The sequence below is a fragment of the Rhodococcus sp. IEGM 1351 genome (assembly GCF_030056875.1).
GTDB lineage: Bacteria > Actinomycetota > Actinomycetes > Mycobacteriales > Mycobacteriaceae > Rhodococcus_F > Rhodococcus_F opacus.
Map to the genome: position 1 here is coordinate 561680 of NZ_JASHKU010000002.1, position 16257 is coordinate 577936.

General features: G+C 68.4%; 19 protein-coding genes and 1 tRNA gene. 10 read left to right on the forward strand and 10 right to left on the reverse strand.

Annotated elements, in window-relative coordinates; genetic code table 11:
* Positions 1–387 precede the first annotated feature (387 nt).
* From QM806_RS05790 to QM806_RS05810, 5 genes are all read left to right on the forward strand, one after another.
* The gene (locus tag QM806_RS05790; RefSeq protein ID WP_054248370.1) at positions 388–1047 is read left to right on the forward strand and encodes a DUF8548 family protein; all 660 of its coding nucleotides are present in this window, start codon (positions 388–390) and stop codon (positions 1045–1047) included.
* The gene (locus QM806_RS05795) at positions 1044–1526 is read left to right on the forward strand and encodes an HNH endonuclease (protein WP_246860048.1); all 483 of its coding nucleotides are present in this window, start codon (positions 1044–1046) and stop codon (positions 1524–1526) included. Before QM806_RS05790 ends, QM806_RS05795 begins: the two co-directional genes overlap by 4 nt.
* Before the next feature lie 47 nt (positions 1527–1573).
* Positions 1574–1656 (forward strand) — tRNA-Leu (locus tag QM806_RS05800).
* 141 nt (positions 1657–1797) lie between these two features.
* Entirely contained in the window at positions 1798–2199 is a 402-nt protein-coding gene (locus tag QM806_RS05805) for a hypothetical protein (protein WP_005248296.1), read from the forward strand.
* Positions 2196–2561 carry a DUF3817 domain-containing protein gene (locus QM806_RS05810; protein WP_005248298.1) on the forward strand — a complete coding sequence of 122 codons (366 nt, stop codon included), beginning with the start codon at positions 2196–2198 and terminating at the stop codon, positions 2559–2561. The genes QM806_RS05805 and QM806_RS05810 overlap by 4 nt, the downstream gene beginning before the upstream one ends.
* Before the next feature lie 136 nt (positions 2562–2697).
* On the opposite strand, the gene rdgB is transcribed toward QM806_RS05810, so the two are convergent.
* From rdgB to clpS, 10 genes are all read right to left on the reverse strand, one after another.
* On the reverse strand, positions 2698–3315 hold the full coding sequence (gene rdgB / locus QM806_RS05815; RefSeq protein WP_169693867.1) for an RdgB/HAM1 family non-canonical purine NTP pyrophosphatase: 618 nt from the start codon (positions 3313–3315) through the stop codon (positions 2698–2700).
* Between the two features lie 4 nt (positions 3316–3319).
* The gene (gene rph, locus QM806_RS05820) at positions 3320–4108 is read right to left on the reverse strand and encodes a ribonuclease PH (RefSeq protein ID WP_005570849.1); all 789 of its coding nucleotides are present in this window, start codon (positions 4106–4108) and stop codon (positions 3320–3322) included.
* Between the two features lie 45 nt (positions 4109–4153).
* Positions 4154–4912 carry a cyclic nucleotide-degrading phosphodiesterase gene (locus tag QM806_RS05825; RefSeq protein WP_043792108.1) on the reverse strand — a complete coding sequence of 253 codons (759 nt, stop codon included), beginning with the start codon at positions 4910–4912 and terminating at the stop codon, positions 4154–4156.
* Between the two features lie 132 nt (positions 4913–5044).
* A complete protein-coding gene (locus QM806_RS05830) occupies positions 5045–5728 on the reverse strand; it encodes a rhomboid family intramembrane serine protease (protein WP_005570845.1) in 684 nt (227 codons plus the stop codon).
* Between the two features lie 10 nt (positions 5729–5738).
* On the reverse strand, positions 5739–6701 hold the full coding sequence (locus QM806_RS05835; protein ID WP_005570843.1) for a PLP-dependent cysteine synthase family protein: 963 nt from the start codon (positions 6699–6701) through the stop codon (positions 5739–5741).
* A gap of 8 nt (positions 6702–6709) precedes the next feature.
* On the reverse strand, positions 6710–6982 hold the full coding sequence (locus tag QM806_RS05840; protein WP_005262004.1) for a MoaD family protein: 273 nt from the start codon (positions 6980–6982) through the stop codon (positions 6710–6712).
* Between the two features lie 63 nt (positions 6983–7045).
* Complete coding sequence (locus tag QM806_RS05845; RefSeq protein WP_240483034.1) at positions 7046–7465, reverse strand: M67 family metallopeptidase; 420 nt, start codon at positions 7463–7465, stop codon at positions 7046–7048.
* 130 nt (positions 7466–7595) lie between these two features.
* The gene (locus QM806_RS05850) at positions 7596–8666 is read right to left on the reverse strand and encodes a P1 family peptidase (RefSeq protein ID WP_054248373.1); all 1071 of its coding nucleotides are present in this window, start codon (positions 8664–8666) and stop codon (positions 7596–7598) included.
* Positions 8663–9250: an oxidative stress transcriptional regulator AosR gene (gene aosR, locus QM806_RS05855; RefSeq protein ID WP_005248321.1), complete on the reverse strand. Its 588-nt coding sequence runs from the start codon at positions 9248–9250 to the stop codon at positions 8663–8665. The genes QM806_RS05850 and aosR overlap by 4 nt, the downstream gene beginning before the upstream one ends.
* A 36-nt stretch (positions 9251–9286) precedes the next feature.
* Positions 9287–9625, reverse strand: coding sequence for an ATP-dependent Clp protease adapter ClpS (clpS, locus tag QM806_RS05860; protein WP_039950843.1), 339 nt, complete (start codon positions 9623–9625; stop codon positions 9287–9289).
* Here clpS and QM806_RS05865 point away from each other — a divergent pair.
* The 5 genes from QM806_RS05865 to QM806_RS05885 are packed head-to-tail and all read left to right on the forward strand — an operon-like array spanning position 9624 to position 16255.
* On the forward strand, positions 9624–11003 hold the full coding sequence (locus QM806_RS05865) for a nicotinate phosphoribosyltransferase (RefSeq protein WP_283290701.1): 1380 nt from the start codon (positions 9624–9626) through the stop codon (positions 11001–11003). The genes clpS and QM806_RS05865 overlap by 2 nt on opposite strands.
* Positions 11000–11632 (forward strand): isochorismatase family protein, encoded by a 633-nt coding sequence (locus QM806_RS05870; protein ID WP_005570832.1) that lies wholly within the window; start codon positions 11000–11002, stop codon positions 11630–11632. Before QM806_RS05865 ends, QM806_RS05870 begins: the two co-directional genes overlap by 4 nt.
* Positions 11633–11641: 9 nt before the next feature.
* Positions 11642–13690 (forward strand): ATP-dependent DNA helicase, encoded by a 2049-nt coding sequence (locus QM806_RS05875; RefSeq protein ID WP_005262018.1) that lies wholly within the window; start codon positions 11642–11644, stop codon positions 13688–13690.
* A gap of 55 nt (positions 13691–13745) precedes the next feature.
* Positions 13746–14666, forward strand: a complete 921-nt coding sequence (locus tag QM806_RS05880; protein WP_005570830.1) for an ABC transporter ATP-binding protein — start codon at positions 13746–13748, stop codon at positions 14664–14666.
* On the forward strand, positions 14663–16255 hold the full coding sequence (locus QM806_RS05885; RefSeq protein WP_231137667.1) for an ABC transporter permease: 1593 nt from the start codon (positions 14663–14665) through the stop codon (positions 16253–16255). Before QM806_RS05880 ends, QM806_RS05885 begins: the two co-directional genes overlap by 4 nt.
* Positions 16256–16257 lie beyond the last annotated feature (2 nt).

Below are 16257 nucleotides of genomic sequence, written 5' to 3' on the forward strand. Positions count from 1 at the left end.
TGCCAGCTGTATCGGCTCTGATCAGCTCTTCCGGGCTGTTCAAGGTTGACACAGAATCATGAGGATTTCCTCACGTTCACGAGCCGTCGTGGTGTCACAGCCGTGCATCGGAGAAATATCCCGTGATGTCCCTCACAGATCTCCCGCGAAGTGACCGGCGAGTAGAACGCGTCCGTGCTGGACGAGGGCGGTGCAAGGACGTCCAAGAACCTGAGGAAAGCCTCATATTAATCGTTATCAATCTGTTACCACCTTGACGAAGTCCCAGGTTCATGCAGGTCTGCGTCCTCGAATCCGGGTCCGCGACCAGCGAAAGCGAACCTGTCGGACCCTCGCACTAATGTTCGAATCCAGGAACTGCCGACAGCCATTCTCCGGGGGGAAGAAATGAGCACAGCCCACGTCCGCGCCCTACTCGATCACGTCGCCGCCGAACTGCCACGAGAGCCGTGGCCGCACTGGACGGAGGGCTGGCCGCGCGAGATCGAAGCCGGGCTCCTCGATGCCGCGTTCTCCGCCCGCGCCACCTACGGAACGCCTACCACGGGGGTCCGCGCCGTCATCACCCGCTGGCGCGATCACCGGGCCGGACCCCTCGACGACCTCACGGCACTCGCTGCGCACGCCGATGAACCCGAAGACCTCCTGGCCGTCCTGAACAACAGGCAGCGAGTACCGGGGAACTACACCACCAAGGCCGAGGCCGTCGCCTCGGCGGCACGCTCGCTCGCCGAGCTGGGCTGCACCACCTCGGCGGATCTCCGCGACGACGAGGCACAGCGGAACGCGATCGTCGGGGTGCCCGGGTTCGGTATCGCCACCTGGGAGTGCTTCGCCATGCAACTCGGCGTCCGCACCACCGAATCTCACCAATTGGTGTGCGATTTCCTCGGCGAGGCACTCGATCTCGAAGCACCCCCATCGACTGCAGACGCCGAACACCTCGTCGCCGCAGCAGCAGCACGGCTCGAGATCACACCTACCACCTTCACCCACGCCGTCTGGCGGTACCAGCGCGCGCAGCGACGGGTGGCGGGTGCGAGATGAAGTACACGCGGGAAGTACTCGAGCAGGCGGTCGCAGAATCGACGAGCTACGCCGGCGTCATGCGCTACCTCGGACTGAAGCCCGCGGGTGGGACACACGCGCACCTGAGTCGGCAGATCAAGAAGTTCGGGATCGATACGACGCACTTCACGGGGAGTGCACACACCAAGGGCAAGCGGGCTCGCAATCGCATGTCGTGGGAGGAGATTGTGGTGAAACGACCACCAGGTAGCGCACGCGTGAAACCACATCTGTTGCGCCGTGCCCTGATCGAGGCCGGAGTCGAATACAAATGCGTTCTCTGCGGCCTCGGTGACGACTGGTGCGGACTCCCACTGATCCTGCACGTGGACCACATACGGGGTGACCCGTCGGACTCCCGCTTGGAGCAAGTTCGATTCCTGTGCCCCAACTGCCACAGCCAGACTGCGACGTGGGCCGGGCGAAGGAGCGGGAACGGAGGCGAGCACACCGGCTGACGCGTGTGCGCCAGAGTGTCGCTCACATGGCGTAGTCTGTGCTTCGCGCGCGAGTGGCGGAAGGGTAGACGCGTCAGGTTTAGGTCCTGGTGTCTGAAAGGACGTGGGGGTTCGAATCCCCCCTCGCGCACTTCTCGGGTTCTTTGCCAATTTTTCGGCGGCCCTGTTTCGCTTAGATTTACGGCTTGTCGGGCGCTGCGGCGGCTGTGACCGCCGCCATAGCGGCAACCTCTCCTAGCAGCGCATTCAGCGATTCAGGTACCGTCGTTACGTGTCCGGTAACCGTAAGCAACGCCGCCCCGCGCTGATCCTGTTGGTGGTCGTCGGGGCTGTCGGGTGCCTCGCACTCGGCTGGTGGCAGTGGACACGTTTCGAAGCGGTGGGCGGGACCGGCCAGAATCTCGGATACGCGTTCCAGTGGCCGCTGTTCGCGGCGTTCCTCGTCTACGCCTATCGGCGATTCGTGCAGCTCGAGGACGCCGAACCGGCTGACCCCGCCGACGTCCCGGATGCTCCCACCGAACTGCGGGAGATCCCGGCAGACGTCCTGCCCCCTCGTCCCTCGGTGGCCGAGGACGACGATCCGGACGACCTCGAGAGCCGGCAGATTTCGCAGTACAACCAGTACCTCGCCGAGCTGTCCGCTCGCGAGACCGATAGGAGCACCACGTGAGCACGGGCCAAGACGAGACGACTGCCGGTTCGGTCGCAGACACCGCGAAGCAGAAGAAGATCGCCCCCGCGCTCCTGCGCTACCGCGTCCTCGCCTACGCCACCGGTGTGTGGCTGCTGGTACTCACCGCTGAGATGGTGGCCAAGTACATCTTCAAGGTCGACAACCTGCCCACCTGGATCGCCGTCGTCCACGGCTGGGTGTACTTCGTCTACCTGTTGGTGACGCTCGACCTGGCGGTCAAGGTGCGCTGGCCCGCGGGCCGGACGGTCGGGACGCTCCTCGCGGGCACCATTCCGTTCCTGTCGTTCTACGTGGAGCACCAGCGGACCAAGCAGGTCCGCCGCGACTTCGGTCTCTGATCGAACCGGTCGGCTTCCTCACATGATGACCGGCTGCCCGGTGATCATCGCGATCACGTAGGTCAGCCAGCCGAGCGGCGTCTGCGGCACCATCATCGGCGACATGCGAACCTCCTCCCGTGAAGCGTAGCGAGTGTCAGCGCCCGGTGAGCGCCGCCAGGGCGGGGACGAGCTGAACGAGTGCCCGCCCCCGGTGCGAGGACGCGTCCTTCTCCTCCGGTGACAGCTGGGCGGCCGATCGGGTGTCCCCGTCGGGCACGAAGACCGGGTCGTAGCCGAACCCGCCGTCGCCGACGGGCTCGCGGGCGATGCTCCCCCGCCATTCGCCGCGGACCACCGATTCCTCGCCGCCGGGCACCACGAGCGCGCACGCCGAGACGAACGCCGCCCCCCGGCGGTCGTCGGGCACGTCGCCGAGCTGAGCCAGGACCAGGGCGGTGTTCGCGGGATCGTTTCCGTGCGTGCCCGACCAGCGTGCGGACAAAATTCCGGGCATGCCGTTCAGTGCGTCCACCTCGATTCCGGAATCGTCTGCGACACAGGGCAATCCGGTTGCGGCGGCACCGTCGCGCGCTTTCGCCAGGGCGTTCTCCTCGAACGTCGCACCCGTTTCGGGGGCCTCGGGGTATTCGGGTACGGCATCGAGTCCGACCAGTTCGATTCCGTCGACACCGGCTGCCGCGAGCACGCGATGCAGTTCCCGGAGTTTCTTCGCGTTGCGGCTGGCCACCAGCACTCGTGTGGTTTCCGGCACCGATCTAGCTCCCGAACTTCTTCTTCGACGTCTCCGGGATCTTCGGCTCCGGAAGCACACCGGGGTAGGGCAGTTCGAGTGCGGCCTTCTGGATCTCGAACAGTTGCTCGCACCCTGTGAGCGCGGAATCCAGCAGTTTGTCGAGCGTGCTCCGCGGGAACGTCGCGCCCTCGCCGGTGCCCTGGATCTCGACGAGAGTGCCGGTGTCGGTGGCCACCACGTTCATGTCGACCTCGGCGCGCGAGTCCTCCTCGTACGGCAGGTCGAGGCGCACACGGCCGTCGACGACGCCCACACTCACCGCGGCGATGCCGCAGGAGATCGGCTGGGGGTCCGCGAGACGGCCGGCGGCGCGGAGATAGGTCACCGCGTCGACGAGGGCCACATAGGCGCCGGTGATGGCGGCGGTGCGGGTTCCGCCGTCGGCCTGCAGCACGTCGCAGTCGAGGGCGATGGTGTTCTCACCGATGGCGGCGAGGTCGATGCAGGCGCGGAGGGAGCGTCCGACCAGCCGGCTGATCTCCTGGGTTCGTCCACCGACCTTGCCCTTGACGGACTCTCGGCCGCTGCGGGTGTGGGTGGCGGCGGGCAGCATGGCGTACTCGGCCGTCAGCCAGCCGAGTCCGGAGCCCTGACGCCAGCGGGGAACACCGTCCTCGACGCTGGCTGTGCACATCACCCTGGTGTTTCCGAATTCCACCAGCACCGATCCCGCGGGATGAGTGGTGAAACCGCGGGTGATCTTGACCTCGCGGAGTTCGTCGTCCGCCCTACCGTCTTCTCGTGTGGTCACGGCAGAGAGCCTAGTCGCCCCGGTGCGGGGGGCGGGCACACGGCTTCAGACGGTGTAGACGCCGCCCGCGGACACCGCGTGCACGGGGCCGGAGAATTCGGCCTTGGCCTCGGCGATGACGTCTTCGCGCGACGTCCACGGCGGTATGTGGGTGAGCAGCAGTTCGCCGACACCGGCGCGGTGTGCGACCTGACCGGCCTCGGTGCCCGAGAGGTGGATCCCTTCGGGCCGATCCGGGCTGTGTGTCCACGACGCCTCGGCGAGCAGTACGTCGGCCGCGCGGGCGAGGTCGATCACTTCTTCGCACATGCCGGTGTCGCCGGTGTACACGAGGGTGCGCCCGGCACCGTTGGTCACACGGAACCCGTACGCCTCGGGCGGGTGGTTGACCCGGCGCGCGGTGATGGTGAGGTCGCCGAACGTGACCGGTTCGCCGTCGATCCAGTGACGCAGGTCGATCGTGTCGGAGATGTCGTCGATGTCGCCGCCGCACTCCGCGGACGCGACGCCGATCCGGCGGGCGGTGTCGGACGGGCCGTAGACGCGTGCGCGCCCCTTCGGCGGGTGAGGATGATAGCGACGCCAGACGAGCAGTCCGGGGAGGTCCAGGCAGTGGTCCGCGTGCAGGTGGCTGAGCAGGACGGAGACCTCGCCGGGATCGGCGAACCGCTGGAGCGCCCCGAGGACACCGGGTCCGAAGTCGAGTACCAGCGGCGGTGTGTCCGGCGCTGTCAACAGATAACCCGATGCAGGTGAGTCTGGTCCGGAGACGCTCCCTGAACACCCCAGGACGGTAATGCGCATACCCGCCATGCTGCCACGACGACCCGTTTCGGAAAAAGCTTCCGACCGAATTGGCGCGTCGACCTCACAACCGATGGGGAACTGTGACCTGATCGCACGCGTCGGGGGCTTGCGCCGACCGGGCCGGGGCGATCACCCGAACGATTGTGGCCCCACTGCTTTCCGGGCCCGCTGTTTCCTGGCGTCCGCGGAGAGCAGCCAGGCGGCGACGACACCGCCGACGGCGCCGAACAGATGTCCCTGCCAGGACACACCGGGAGCGCTGGGCAGCACACCCCACAGCAGGCTGCCGTAGACGACGAACACCACCACACCGACGAGGATCTGACCGAGGCTGCGGGCGAAGATTCCCCGGACCAGCAGGTAGGCGAGCCAGCCGAAAATCAGGACGGAGGCGCCGATGTGGTTGGAATAGGATCCGCCGGTCAACCAGGTGCCCAGACCTCCGACCACCCAGACGATCCCGGTGGCGGCGAGGCCGCGGGCGATGCCCGACAGCAGCACGAGGAACCCGAGGACCAGCAGCGGGACGGTGTTCGCGAACAGGTGCGCCCAGTCGTCGTGCAGGACCGGGGCGAACAGAATCCCCCGGAGCCCGTCGACGGAGCGCGGCCCGACGCCGTTCTCTTCGAGTCGCTCGTCGGACGCCACGTCGACGATCTCGATGACGTACAGCAGCATCGTGAAGGTGCCGATGAGGATTGCGGACTGCAGCCACAGCGGCTTCGACTTCGACGCGGGCGCCGGCTTCGCGCCGCCCCTGGGCACCGGCGAGTCGAATCGCGAGGAGTCGAACGACGAAGTCACGATCCACACACCCCTGTCGTCATGCCCACAACTGCCCTTCCAGTGCTTCTTCTGCTTCCTCGACCGTACCGCCGTATGCGCCGGTCGACAGATATTTCCATCCGCCGTCGGCGACGATGAACGCGATGTTCGCCGCGCGTTCGGCCTTGACGGCCTTGCGCGCCACCCCCAGCGCGGCGTGGAGGATCGCGCCGGTCGAGATGCCCGCGAAGATGCCTTCGTTGTCGATCAGTTGCCGGGTGCGGCGGACGGCGTCGGCGGGGCCGACGGAGAACCGTGAGGTGAGGACGGATTCGTCGTACAACTCGGGGACGAAGCCCTCGTCGATGTTGCGGAGGCCGTAGACGAGTTCGCCGTAGCGGGGCTCGGCCGCCACGATCTCGATGCCGTCGACGTGTTCGCGGAGGTAGCGTCCCACACCCATCAGGGTGCCGGTGGTGCCGAGGCCCGCGACGAAGTGGGTGATCTCGGGAAGGTCGCGCAGGATCTCGGGGCCGGTGGTCTCGTAGTGCGCCAGCGCATTCGCGGGATTGCCGTACTGGTACAGCATCACCCAGTCGGGGTGCTCCGCGGACAGCTCCTTGGCCACGGCCACAGCCTGATTCGAGCCACCGCGCGCGGGTGAGTCGATGATCTGTGCACCGAACATCGTGAGCAGTTGCCTGCGTTCCACGGACGTGTTCTCGGGCATCACGCAGATCAGGTGGTAGCCCTTGAGTTTCGCGGCCATCGCGAGCGAGATCCCGGTGTTCCCGCTGGTCGGTTCGAGGATCGTGGCGCCGGGTGTGAGGGTGCCGTCGTTCTCGGCCTGCTCGATCATGCGGAGGGCGGGCCGGTCCTTCACCGAACCGGTGGGGTTGCGGTCTTCGAGCTTCGCCCACAGCCGGACCGGCGCAGCGCCGTTCCAGCTGGGAGACAGGCGGGGCAGCCCGACGAGGGGTGTGTCGCCGAGGGTGTCGATCAGCGAACCGAACCGCGCCACGGCCGCGATCAGCCTCCGGCGACGGCGGGCAGGATCGTCACGGAGTCCCCGTCGGTCACCTCGGTGTCGAGTCCGCCGGAGAATCGGACGTCCTCGTCGTTGACGTACACGTTGACGAAGCGGTGCAGACGACCGTCGTTGATCAGGCGGTCCTTGATGCCGCCGTAGTTGCCGTCGAGATCGTCGATGACGTCGGAGAGTGTGGGACCTGTTGCCTCCACCCGCTTTTCACCGCCGGTGTGGGTTCGCAGGATGGTGGGGATCGAAACTGTGACAGCCATGGTCGGCTCCTCGGGATGTGGGTGTCTTTGCATGCCGCGGGCCCGTCGCGAGGGACGGCACCGTCACTTGTCGGGGATGTCTGCCACGGACGTGTGGGCGAACTTGTAGCTCTGGACCACGTCGACGGGTTCCTCGGTGACGACACCGTCGACGATGCGGTAGCTGCGCAGTTCGTGGGCGTCGGGGTCGCGGGTGGAGATCAGCACGTAGTGGGCGTCCGGTTCGGATGCGAAGGAGATGTCGGTCCGGCTGGGGTGCGCCTCGGTGGCGGTGTGCGAGTGGTAGATCACGACGGGCACCTCGTCGGCGTCGTCCATTGCCCGCCACACCTTCAGTTGCTCACCCGAGTCGAAGCGGTAGAACGTCGGCGAACGCTCGGCGTTGATCATCGGGATGTGCCGTTCGGGGCGGTCGGAGCCTTCCGGCCCGGCGATGACCCCGCACGCCTCGTCGGGGTGGTCGGCGCGCGCATGCGCCACCATCGCCTCGACGAAGTCCGATCGAATCACCAGCACGTCATCCACCTCCGTGAGCGCCATCCTAGGTGCGCACCGGCGAGTCGGCCACCGACCGGCCGGTACCTCAGGAACGGGTACCTCAGGTACGCGAACCTCAGGAACGCAGTGCAGAGGGGAACAGTTCGCGGTAGGTGGGAATTCCCGCGACGGGGGTGGCGCTGAGGACGGCGTCGACGATGGCCTTCTCCACCACTTCGGCGGCCGCGGTGCAGACGGCGTCGACGACGGGCAGATCGGGCGGGAACGCGTCGGGCACTCCCGGCGGGTGGTGAACCGGGTGGATGCCGGTGGAGAGCGCGAAGATCGTGTCGCCGTCGAGCGGCGAATGCGCAGGCCGGATCGCGCGGGCCAACCCGTCGTGGCCGGCGACGGCGACGCGGCGTAACGCCGCCTTCCCCAGGACGGCGTCGGTCGCGACGACCCCGATGGTCGTGTTGAGGACCGTGCTCTTGGCGATCAGTTCGCGCGCCGCCGACACCTCGGCGGCGACGGGGGGCCTGAGCCCGAAAGCGGCTGCACCCACGGTGGCGACACCCCACGGCAGTCCGGTCGCCGGGTCGAACACGGTTCCGACGGGGTTGGCCACCATCAGCGCGGACACCGTGATGCCCTTCGCGGGACCGTCCGTGACGACGACGCTCGCCGTTCCGAGCCCCCCTTTGAGCGCGCCCGCCCGCGCCCCGACTCCGGCGCCCACCGAACCGGAGAGCACGGCGTGCGACGCGGACTCTGCTGCCCGGTAACCGAATTCGGCGGTAGGACGCGTGCGCCAGTCACCGACCGGTAGGTCGAAGATCACGGCGGCGGGGACGATCGGAACCACCTGATCGGGCTCCCCCATGGCGATTCCGTGACCGTGCTCCTCGAGCCACCGCATGACGCCGTCCGCGGCGGCGAGTCCGTAGGCGCTGCCGCCGGTCAGGACGATCGCGTGCACCTTCCGGACGCTGTGGCTGGGGTCGAGAAGGTCGGTTTCCCGGGTGCCCGGTCCCCCGCCACGGACGTCGACCGCTCCGGTCGCGCCGTGCGGCGCGAGGACCACGGTGCACCCGGTGGCGGCACCGCTTCCGAGCGTGGCGTCCGCGTCGAGTTCGTGGTGGTGCCCGACGCTCAGGCCCACCACATCGACGAGCGAATCGGTGCGGCCCGGCGTCGTGGCCGTCACGGCGCGAGTGCCTGAACGAGCGAGTCCTGCATCCAGGTCAGCCAGTGGTAGATGTCGAGGTGCGGTGCGCGGGGATCGGCGGGATCGAGTTCGTCGGGTGTGTCGGCGTCAATGCCCAGGTTGGTGCCCAGCGCCAGCCGGACGTCGTTGAGACCGCTGAGCCAGGCGTCGGCCTGCTCCGGCGTGAGCAGCACCTTGCCGCCGTTCTCGGGCACCGTGTGGAGAATGACCGAGCCCGCCGCCAGTTTGGCGTCGATGATCTCCGGTTCGTGGAGTCCGCGCAGCGCACCGTTGATGTCGGCCTTCGATTCGGCGCGGATCTCGTCGTCGTCCGGCGCGTCCATGTCGGGACGGTGGAAGTCGGGCAGCAGCCGCGCGAGGACCTCCTCGTCGGGTGCCGCCGTGTTGCCGGTCCGCATCCCGGTGAGCGCCGCGAGTTCGTCCTCCGGGGCGGACGCGGCCCGCTCCTCGAGGAGACCGAGGACGGAGGCGACCAGCGATCGCAGCACCGTGGCCTCGTGCGCGTCCATCTCCGAACGCAGCTTCACACCGCCGAGCGAGTTCTTCCTGCTCCACATCCGCACGTCGTGTACCGAGTTCCTTACTGTCCGAACGGAAAGTTAGCTGCCGTCACGCTGCATCGTGGCCCACAGGCCGGCCGCGTGCAGCTTGCGTACATCGTTTTCGACCTTGTCCCGGGAACCGCTCGACACCACGGCCTTTCCCTCGGAATGGACCTGCATCATCAATTCCGTGGCCTTGGCTTTGCTGTACCCGAAGAGTTTCTGGAAAATGTAGGTGACGTAGTGCATCAAATTCACCGGATCGTCCCACACGACGGTGACCCAGGGACGATCATTGGCTTCATCGATCTCGGCGACCTCCGACTCTGCAGGGGTGACCTGCGGCGATGCCGGCATGGCATCCACGAATGGAGCTGTCGTCGAGCAATGAGCCATGACACCAGGGTACGACGCTCCTCCACTGGGCGACACCGCGGCTTACAGTGGCCGGGTGTCCAGAGAGAGCACCGCCTTGTTCACCGACCAGTACGAGTTGACGATGTTGTCGGCGGCCCTCGCCGACGGTTCCGCCCACCGACGCTGCAGCTTCGAGGTGTTCGCCCGCCGGCTCCCCGACGGCCGCCGGTACGGAGTGGTCGGCGGCACCGCCCGTCTGGTTGCCGCGCTGTCGAACTTCCGTTTCGGCGAGCACGAACTCGAGATCGTGTCCCGCTTCCTCGACGAGGCGACCGTCGCATGGCTGCGTGACTATCGCTTCAGCGGGGACATCGACGGCTACCGGGAGGGCGACTTCTATTTTCCCGGCTCCCCGATCCTCTCCGTCCGCGGAACGTTCGCCGAATGCGTCCTCCTCGAGACGCTGAGCCTGTCGATCCTCAACCACGACAGCGCGATCGCGTCCGCCGCCGCCCGCATGGTCAGCGCTGCCGACGGACGCCCCATGATCGAGATGGGTTCGCGGCGCACCCACGAGGAATCCGCGGTGGCGGCCTCCCGCGCCGCCTACCTGGCGGGCTTCACGGCCACGTCGAATCTGGAGGCGGTCCGCAGGCACGGAGTACCCGGTGCGGGTACCAGCGCGCACGCGTTCACCCTGTTGCACACCACCCCGGACGGGCCGGACGAGGCGGCGGCGTTCCGCGCGCAGGTCGCGGCACTCGGAGCCGGGACCACGCTCCTCGTCGACACCTACGACATCACCGCAGGCGTCAAGACCGCCGTCGAGGTGGCGGGCCCCGGCCTCGGGGGTGTCCGGATCGACTCCGGCGATCTGGGTGTGCTGGCCCGGCAGGTCCGCAGGCAACTCGACGACCTCGGTGCGACCGGGACGAAGATCATCGTCTCCGGCGACCTGGACGAATACGCCATCGCCGCATTGCGGGCCGAACCGGTGGACGTCTACGGCGTCGGCACGTCCGTCGTCGTCGGCTCCGGCGCGCCGACCGCCGGAATGGTCTACAAACTCGTCGAGGTGGACGGCATCCCCGTCGAGAAGAGGAGTAGCAACAAGGCGTCGCGGGGCGGCACCAAGCGGGCGCTGCGATTCGCCCGTGACACCGGAACCCTGGTGGAGGAGGTCGTGTACTCGGCCCACTCGGACGCACCCGGCTCGGCCGGCCTCGAGACGCGGGAACTGCTGGTCCCGCTGGTGCGGGGCGGTGAGACCGTCTGCGACACGACTACCCTGGAAGACAGCAGATGCCTCCTGGCGGCGGGCCTCGTCAGCCTGCCCTGGGAGGGCCTGAAGCTCTCCCACGGCGAGCCCGCGATCCCGGTGCGCTTCGCCGAACCCGAACCCAGGAGGGCACCATGACCGACATCGAGAACACCGACCTCCGGCGGGCGCTGCTCGTGGTCGACGTCCAGAACGACTTCTGCGAGGGCGGCTCCCTCGCCGTCGACGGCGGTTCCGCGGTCGCCGCCGCGATCAGCCGCTTCCTGGCGGCGACCGAGTACGACGCCGTCGCGGCCACGATCGACCACCACATCGACCCGGGCCACCACTTCTCCGACGACCCGGACTACGTCGACACCTGGCCGGTGCACTGCAAATCGGGAACGTCCGGCGCGGACTTCCACCCCGACCTCGACCTGAGCGGCATCGAATCGGTGTTCTCCAAGGGCGAGTTCTCGGCGGCCTACTCGGGCTTCGAGGGCAAGAACTCCGACGGCCAGAGCCTGGAGAAATGGCTGCGTGCGGCCGGAGTCACCGAGGTCGACGTCGTGGGGATCGCCACTGATCACTGCGTGGTCGCGACGGCTCTCGACGCCGTGGCCGCCGGGTTCCCGACGCGCGTCCGCCTCCCCCTCACCGCAGGCGTCGCCCCCGCGACCGTCGAGGCCGCGATCACCGCGATGCGGGCCGCCGGGGTGCGCCTCGTGGGCCGCGACGCAGACACCCCCTCGGACCGCGTGACGATTTCTGACGTAGGTCCCGAGTAACCTGCTCGGGTGCCTGAAAACCTCCCCAACGTCCCCGAGCTGTTGCGCACGGCGGTGCGGTCGCTGGGCGGTGCCGAGCGGTCCAACCAGCTGACCATGGCTTCCGCCGTCGCGCATTCGATCGACACCGGGGAGCATCTGGCCGTCCAGGCCGGGACGGGCACCGGCAAGTCCCTCGCCTATCTGGTACCGAGCGTCCGGCACGCGGTGCAGAGCGGGAAGACGGTCATCGTCTCGACGGCCACCATCGCACTGCAGCGTCAGCTGATCGACCGCGACATGCCGCGGCTCGCGGACGCGCTCGAGGGATCACTCGGACGGCGACCGCACTTCGCGATCCTCAAGGGCCGCAACAACTATCTGTGCATGAACAAGATCCACACCGGGTCCGCCGAGGAGCCTCCCACGGACGAGCTGTTCGACCCGTTCGCGGTGTCGCGGCTCGGACGGGAGGTCCAGCGCCTCACCGAGTGGTCCTCGGACACCGAGACCGGCGACCGCGACGACCTGGCCCCCGGAGTCAGCGACAAGGCGTGGCGCCAGGTCAGCGTCACCGCCCGGGAATGCCTCGGCAAGTCCCGCTGTCCGGTCGGCGAGGACTGCTTCGCGGAGCGGGCCCGCGCGGAGGCCTCGCAGGTCGACGTCGTGGTCACCAACCACGCCCTGCTCGCCATCGACGCCATCACCGGGATCGCGATCCTCCCCGAACACGACGTCGTGGTCATCGACGAGGCGCACGAACTGGTCGACCGCGTCACCAACGTCGCCACCGCGGAGTTGGCGGCGTCGACGATCAGTGCCGCGGCGCGGCGCTGCGCGAAGCTCGTCGAGGAGCAGGACGCAGACCGTCTCGAGGCCGCGGGCGAGGGCTGGGCGGCACTGCTCGAGGAGTTGCGGCCGGAACGGTGGGAGGCGTTGCCGCCCGGCGCAGCCCCCGCCCTCGCCGCTGTTCGCGACGCCGCCTGGTCGCTGCGCACGGCCATCGGCCCGTCCCGCCCCGGTATGGCATTGAGCGACCCGGAGGCCGCGGCGGCACGCAACACCGCACTCGCGTCGGTCGAGGAGGTGCACGACAGCGCCGTCCGCGTTCTGAGCGCCTTCGACGAGCCGGATCCGGCCAAGCGTCACGACGTGGTGTGGCTGGCCGCCGACGACAACCGCGGGTCGATCCGCCGGGTTGTGCGGATGGCGCCGCTGTCGGTCGGCGGGCTGCTGCGTTCCCGGCTGTTCGCCGAATCGACCGTGGTCCTGACGTCCGCCACGCTGACCGTGGGCGGGTCGTTCGACGGTCTGGCCGTCAACTGGGGACTTCCGGCCGAATCGTCCGTCGTGATCGATCCGGCGATGGCCACCGGCTCCGAGGCGCCGTCCGATTCGGGCACTCTCAAATGGAATGCCCTCGATGTCGGGTCGCCGTTCGACCATGCCCGTGCCGGCATCATCTACATCGCGAAGCAGCTTCCGCCGCCGGGGCGGGACGGCCTGTCCCCCACGTATCTCGACGAGATCGCCGAGCTCGTCGAGGCGGCGGGTGGGCGCACGCTGGGATTGTTCTCGTCGATGCGGGCCGCGAAGGCCGCGTCCGAGGCGATGCGCGACCGGCTCGACACCCCGATCCTGTGCCAGGGCGACGACTCGACGGGCGCTCTCGTCCGGGCGTTCGCCGGAGACGAGCCGACGTCGCTGTTCGGCACGCTATCGCTGTGGCAGGGTGTCGACGTGCCGGGCCCGTCCCTCAGCCTCGTGATCCTCGACCGCATCCCTTTCCCCCGCCCCGACGACCCGTTGCTGGTCGCCCGGCAGAAGGCCGTCGAGTCGCGCGGCGGAAACGGGTTCCTTTCCGTCGCAGCCAATCACGCGGCGCTGCTGCTCGCCCAGGGTGTGGGACGTCTGCTGCGCAGCGTCGACGACAAGGGTGTGGTGGCCGTCCTCGATCCGCGGCTCGCCACCGCCCGCTACGCCGGGTATCTGCGGGCCTCGCTGCCACCGTTCTGGGAGACGTCCGATCCGGAAGTCGTGCGGAAGGCGCTGGGGCGGATCCGCGATTCGCGCCCCTGAACCGCTGTCGCGCACTGAGTCGGACAGCGGATCGGTGCGCACCTATGCTCGACCGATGGACCTTGCGATCTCAGTCCGCGGACTCACCAAGAAGTTCGGCGAAGTCCTCGCCCTCGACGGCCTCGATCTGGAGGTGAAGTCGGGTGAGGTGCACGGATTCCTCGGCCCCAACGGCTCGGGCAAGTCCACGACGATCCGGGTGCTCCTCGGTCTGCTGCGCGCCGACGGCGGTTCGGCGTCCGTTCTCGGTTCCGATCCGTGGCGTGATTCCGTTCCCGTGCATCGGCGACTCGCCTACGTTCCGGGTGACGTGAACCTGTGGCCCAACCTGTCCGGTGGCGAGGCGATCGACCTCCTCGGGCGGCTGCGCGGCGGGCTGGATCCGGTCCGTCGCGCGTCGCTGATCGAGCGGTTCGAACTCGACCCCACCCGCAAGGGCCGCACCTATTCGAAAGGCAACCGACAGAAGGTCGCCCTCGTGGCGGCGCTCGCCGCCGACACCGAACTCCTCATCCTCGACGAGCCGACGTCGGGCCTGGACCCGTTGATGGAGGCGGTGTTTCAGGAGTGCATCACCGAATTCGCCCGTAGCGGACGCACAGTGCTGTTGTCCAGCCACATCCTCGCCGAGGTCGACGCGCTGTGTCACGCCGTCACCATCATTCGCGCGGGCAGGACCGTGCAGGCGGGAACGCTGTCCGAACTGCGCCATTTCACCCGTACCACGGTGACGGCGACCACCCGGATCAGGCCCACTCCTATCGCGAACGTCCCCGGTGTGCACAACCTGCAGAAGGGTGAGGATGCGAACACGGTGACGTTCGACGTCGATTCCGATCAGATCGATCCGGTCATGACCACGTTGACGGGGCTGGGCATCGTCTCGATCACCGCCAACCCGCCGACACTCGAGGACCTGTTCCTCCGTGAGTACCGCGACGAGGTCGAGGCACTCGGGATCGGACGGCCGCAGTGAGTCGACTGAGCGGAACGGGGGTGCTCGCCGAATTGGCGGTGCGCACCGACCGGGTCCGGATTCCGGTGTGGACGGTCGCGGTGGCGGGCCTCACCGTCCTGATCGCGTCGAGCTATTCCACCATCTACCCGACCGCCGAATCCCGGCAGGCCCGTGCCGAACTCATCTCGTCCCCGGCCGCCACGGCACTCGCCGGGCCGGGGTACGGCCTGGACGACTACACGCTCGGTGCGATGGTCGCCAACGAGATCGCCGGCATGACGATGGTGGCCGTGGCGATCATGTCGGTGCTGCTGGTGACGCGGCATCTGCGGACGGAGGAGGAGACCGGGCGCACGGAACTGGTACGCGCTGGCGTCGTCGGGCGGTATGCGGGAATCACGGCGGGGTTGATCTCCGCGGCGCTCGCCAATGTGTTCGTCGCGCTTCTGCTCGTCATCGGGCTGCTCGCCGTGGGTCTGCCTCCGGTGGGTTCGCTGAACATGTCCGCGGGTGTGCTGGTGGTGGGTCTGGTGTTCACCTCGCTGTCGGCGCTGGCGTCCCAGTTCACCGAGCACGCCCGCACTGCAAGCGGTGTCGGGATCTCTGCGATCACCGTCGCGTATCTGCTGCGTGCGGTGGGCGACGTGCAGCAGGGACACAGCGGGAGCCTGCTGACGTGGGTGTCGCCGATCGGCTGGTCGCAGGCCACTCGCGCCTACGTCGACGAACGGTGGTGGCCGTTGCTGATCGGCATCGTCGCGGCGGGGCTGACCGTCGGGTGCGCGTATGCCGCCATCGGTCGACGGGACGTCGGGGCGGGGCTCCTCGCGCCGCGGGGCGGGCGCGCCGAGGCGTCCCCCCGCCTGACCGGTGTCACCGCGCTGGCGGCGCGTCAGCAGCGCGGCCAGATCCTCGCCTGGGGTGTCGGCGTGTTCGCGCTGTCGCTGCCGATCGGTTCACTCGGCAGGCAGATCAGCGACTTCATCGACCAGGATCCCGATCTCGCACAGCTGCTGCCGGGTGGCGCCGCGGCGGCCGCGGACGGTGCATTCGCCCTGTATCTGGTGTTCCTGGTGGTGATGGCGGCGATGTACGCCGTCGGTGCCGTCATATCCGTCCGCTCGGAGGAATCGTCCGGTCGCGCCGAGGAGGCACTGGCCACCCCGGTGTCCCGCACGTCGTGGCTCGGTGGCCAGCTGGCCGTGATCGCCGGTGCGGCCGTCGCGATCACGGTGGCGGCAGGGGTCGGCATGGGGATCACCGCGGCGTTCACGCTGTCCGATGCGGGCGCGCTCGGCCGGTTGATCGGCGCGGCCCTGAACACCGTGCCGGCAGTGCTGGTGATCGTCGGTGCGTGCGCAGCCGTCTATGGCCTGATTCCCCGCGCGCTGCCGGCGTTGTGGGCATTCCTGGGCTACGTCCTCGTCGCCGGAATGTTCGGGGAAGTGCTCCCGGACCGGTTCGGGGTACTCTCCCCCTTCCACTACACGCCGGCCCTGCCTGCGGAGAGTTTCTCGGCGACTCCCCTCGCGGTTCTGCTGCTTCTCGCGGCGGCACTGTTCCTCGCCGCCGTCACCGGATTCCAGCGCCGGGACGTCGGCCGGTGACG

What these genes read in the sequence shown, in the direction of transcription:
- QM806_RS05790 (WP_054248370.1), top strand. Translation starts at nt 388, where the DNA reads ATGAGCACAGCCCACGTCCGCGCCCTACTCGATCACGTCGCCGCCGAA.
- QM806_RS05795 (WP_246860048.1), top strand. Translation starts at nt 1,044, where the DNA reads ATGAAGTACACGCGGGAAGTACTCGAGCAGGCGGTCGCAGAATCGACG.
- QM806_RS05825 (WP_043792108.1), bottom strand. Translation starts at nt 4,912, where the DNA reads ATGCGCATTACCGTCCTGGGGTGTTCAGGGAGCGTCTCCGGACCAGAC.
- QM806_RS05840 (WP_005262004.1), bottom strand. Translation starts at nt 6,982, where the DNA reads ATGGCTGTCACAGTTTCGATCCCCACCATCCTGCGAACCCACACCGGC.
- QM806_RS05845 (WP_240483034.1), bottom strand. Translation starts at nt 7,465, where the DNA reads ATGGTGGCGCATGCGCGCGCCGACCACCCCGACGAGGCGTGCGGGGTC.
- QM806_RS05865 (WP_283290701.1), top strand. Translation starts at nt 9,624, where the DNA reads ATGACACCAGGGTACGACGCTCCTCCACTGGGCGACACCGCGGCTTAC.
- clpS (WP_039950843.1), bottom strand. Translation starts at nt 9,625, where the DNA reads ATGGCTCATTGCTCGACGACAGCTCCATTCGTGGATGCCATGCCGGCA.
- QM806_RS05870 (WP_005570832.1), top strand. Translation starts at nt 11,000, where the DNA reads ATGACCGACATCGAGAACACCGACCTCCGGCGGGCGCTGCTCGTGGTC.
- QM806_RS05880 (WP_005570830.1), top strand. Translation starts at nt 13,746, where the DNA reads ATGGACCTTGCGATCTCAGTCCGCGGACTCACCAAGAAGTTCGGCGAA.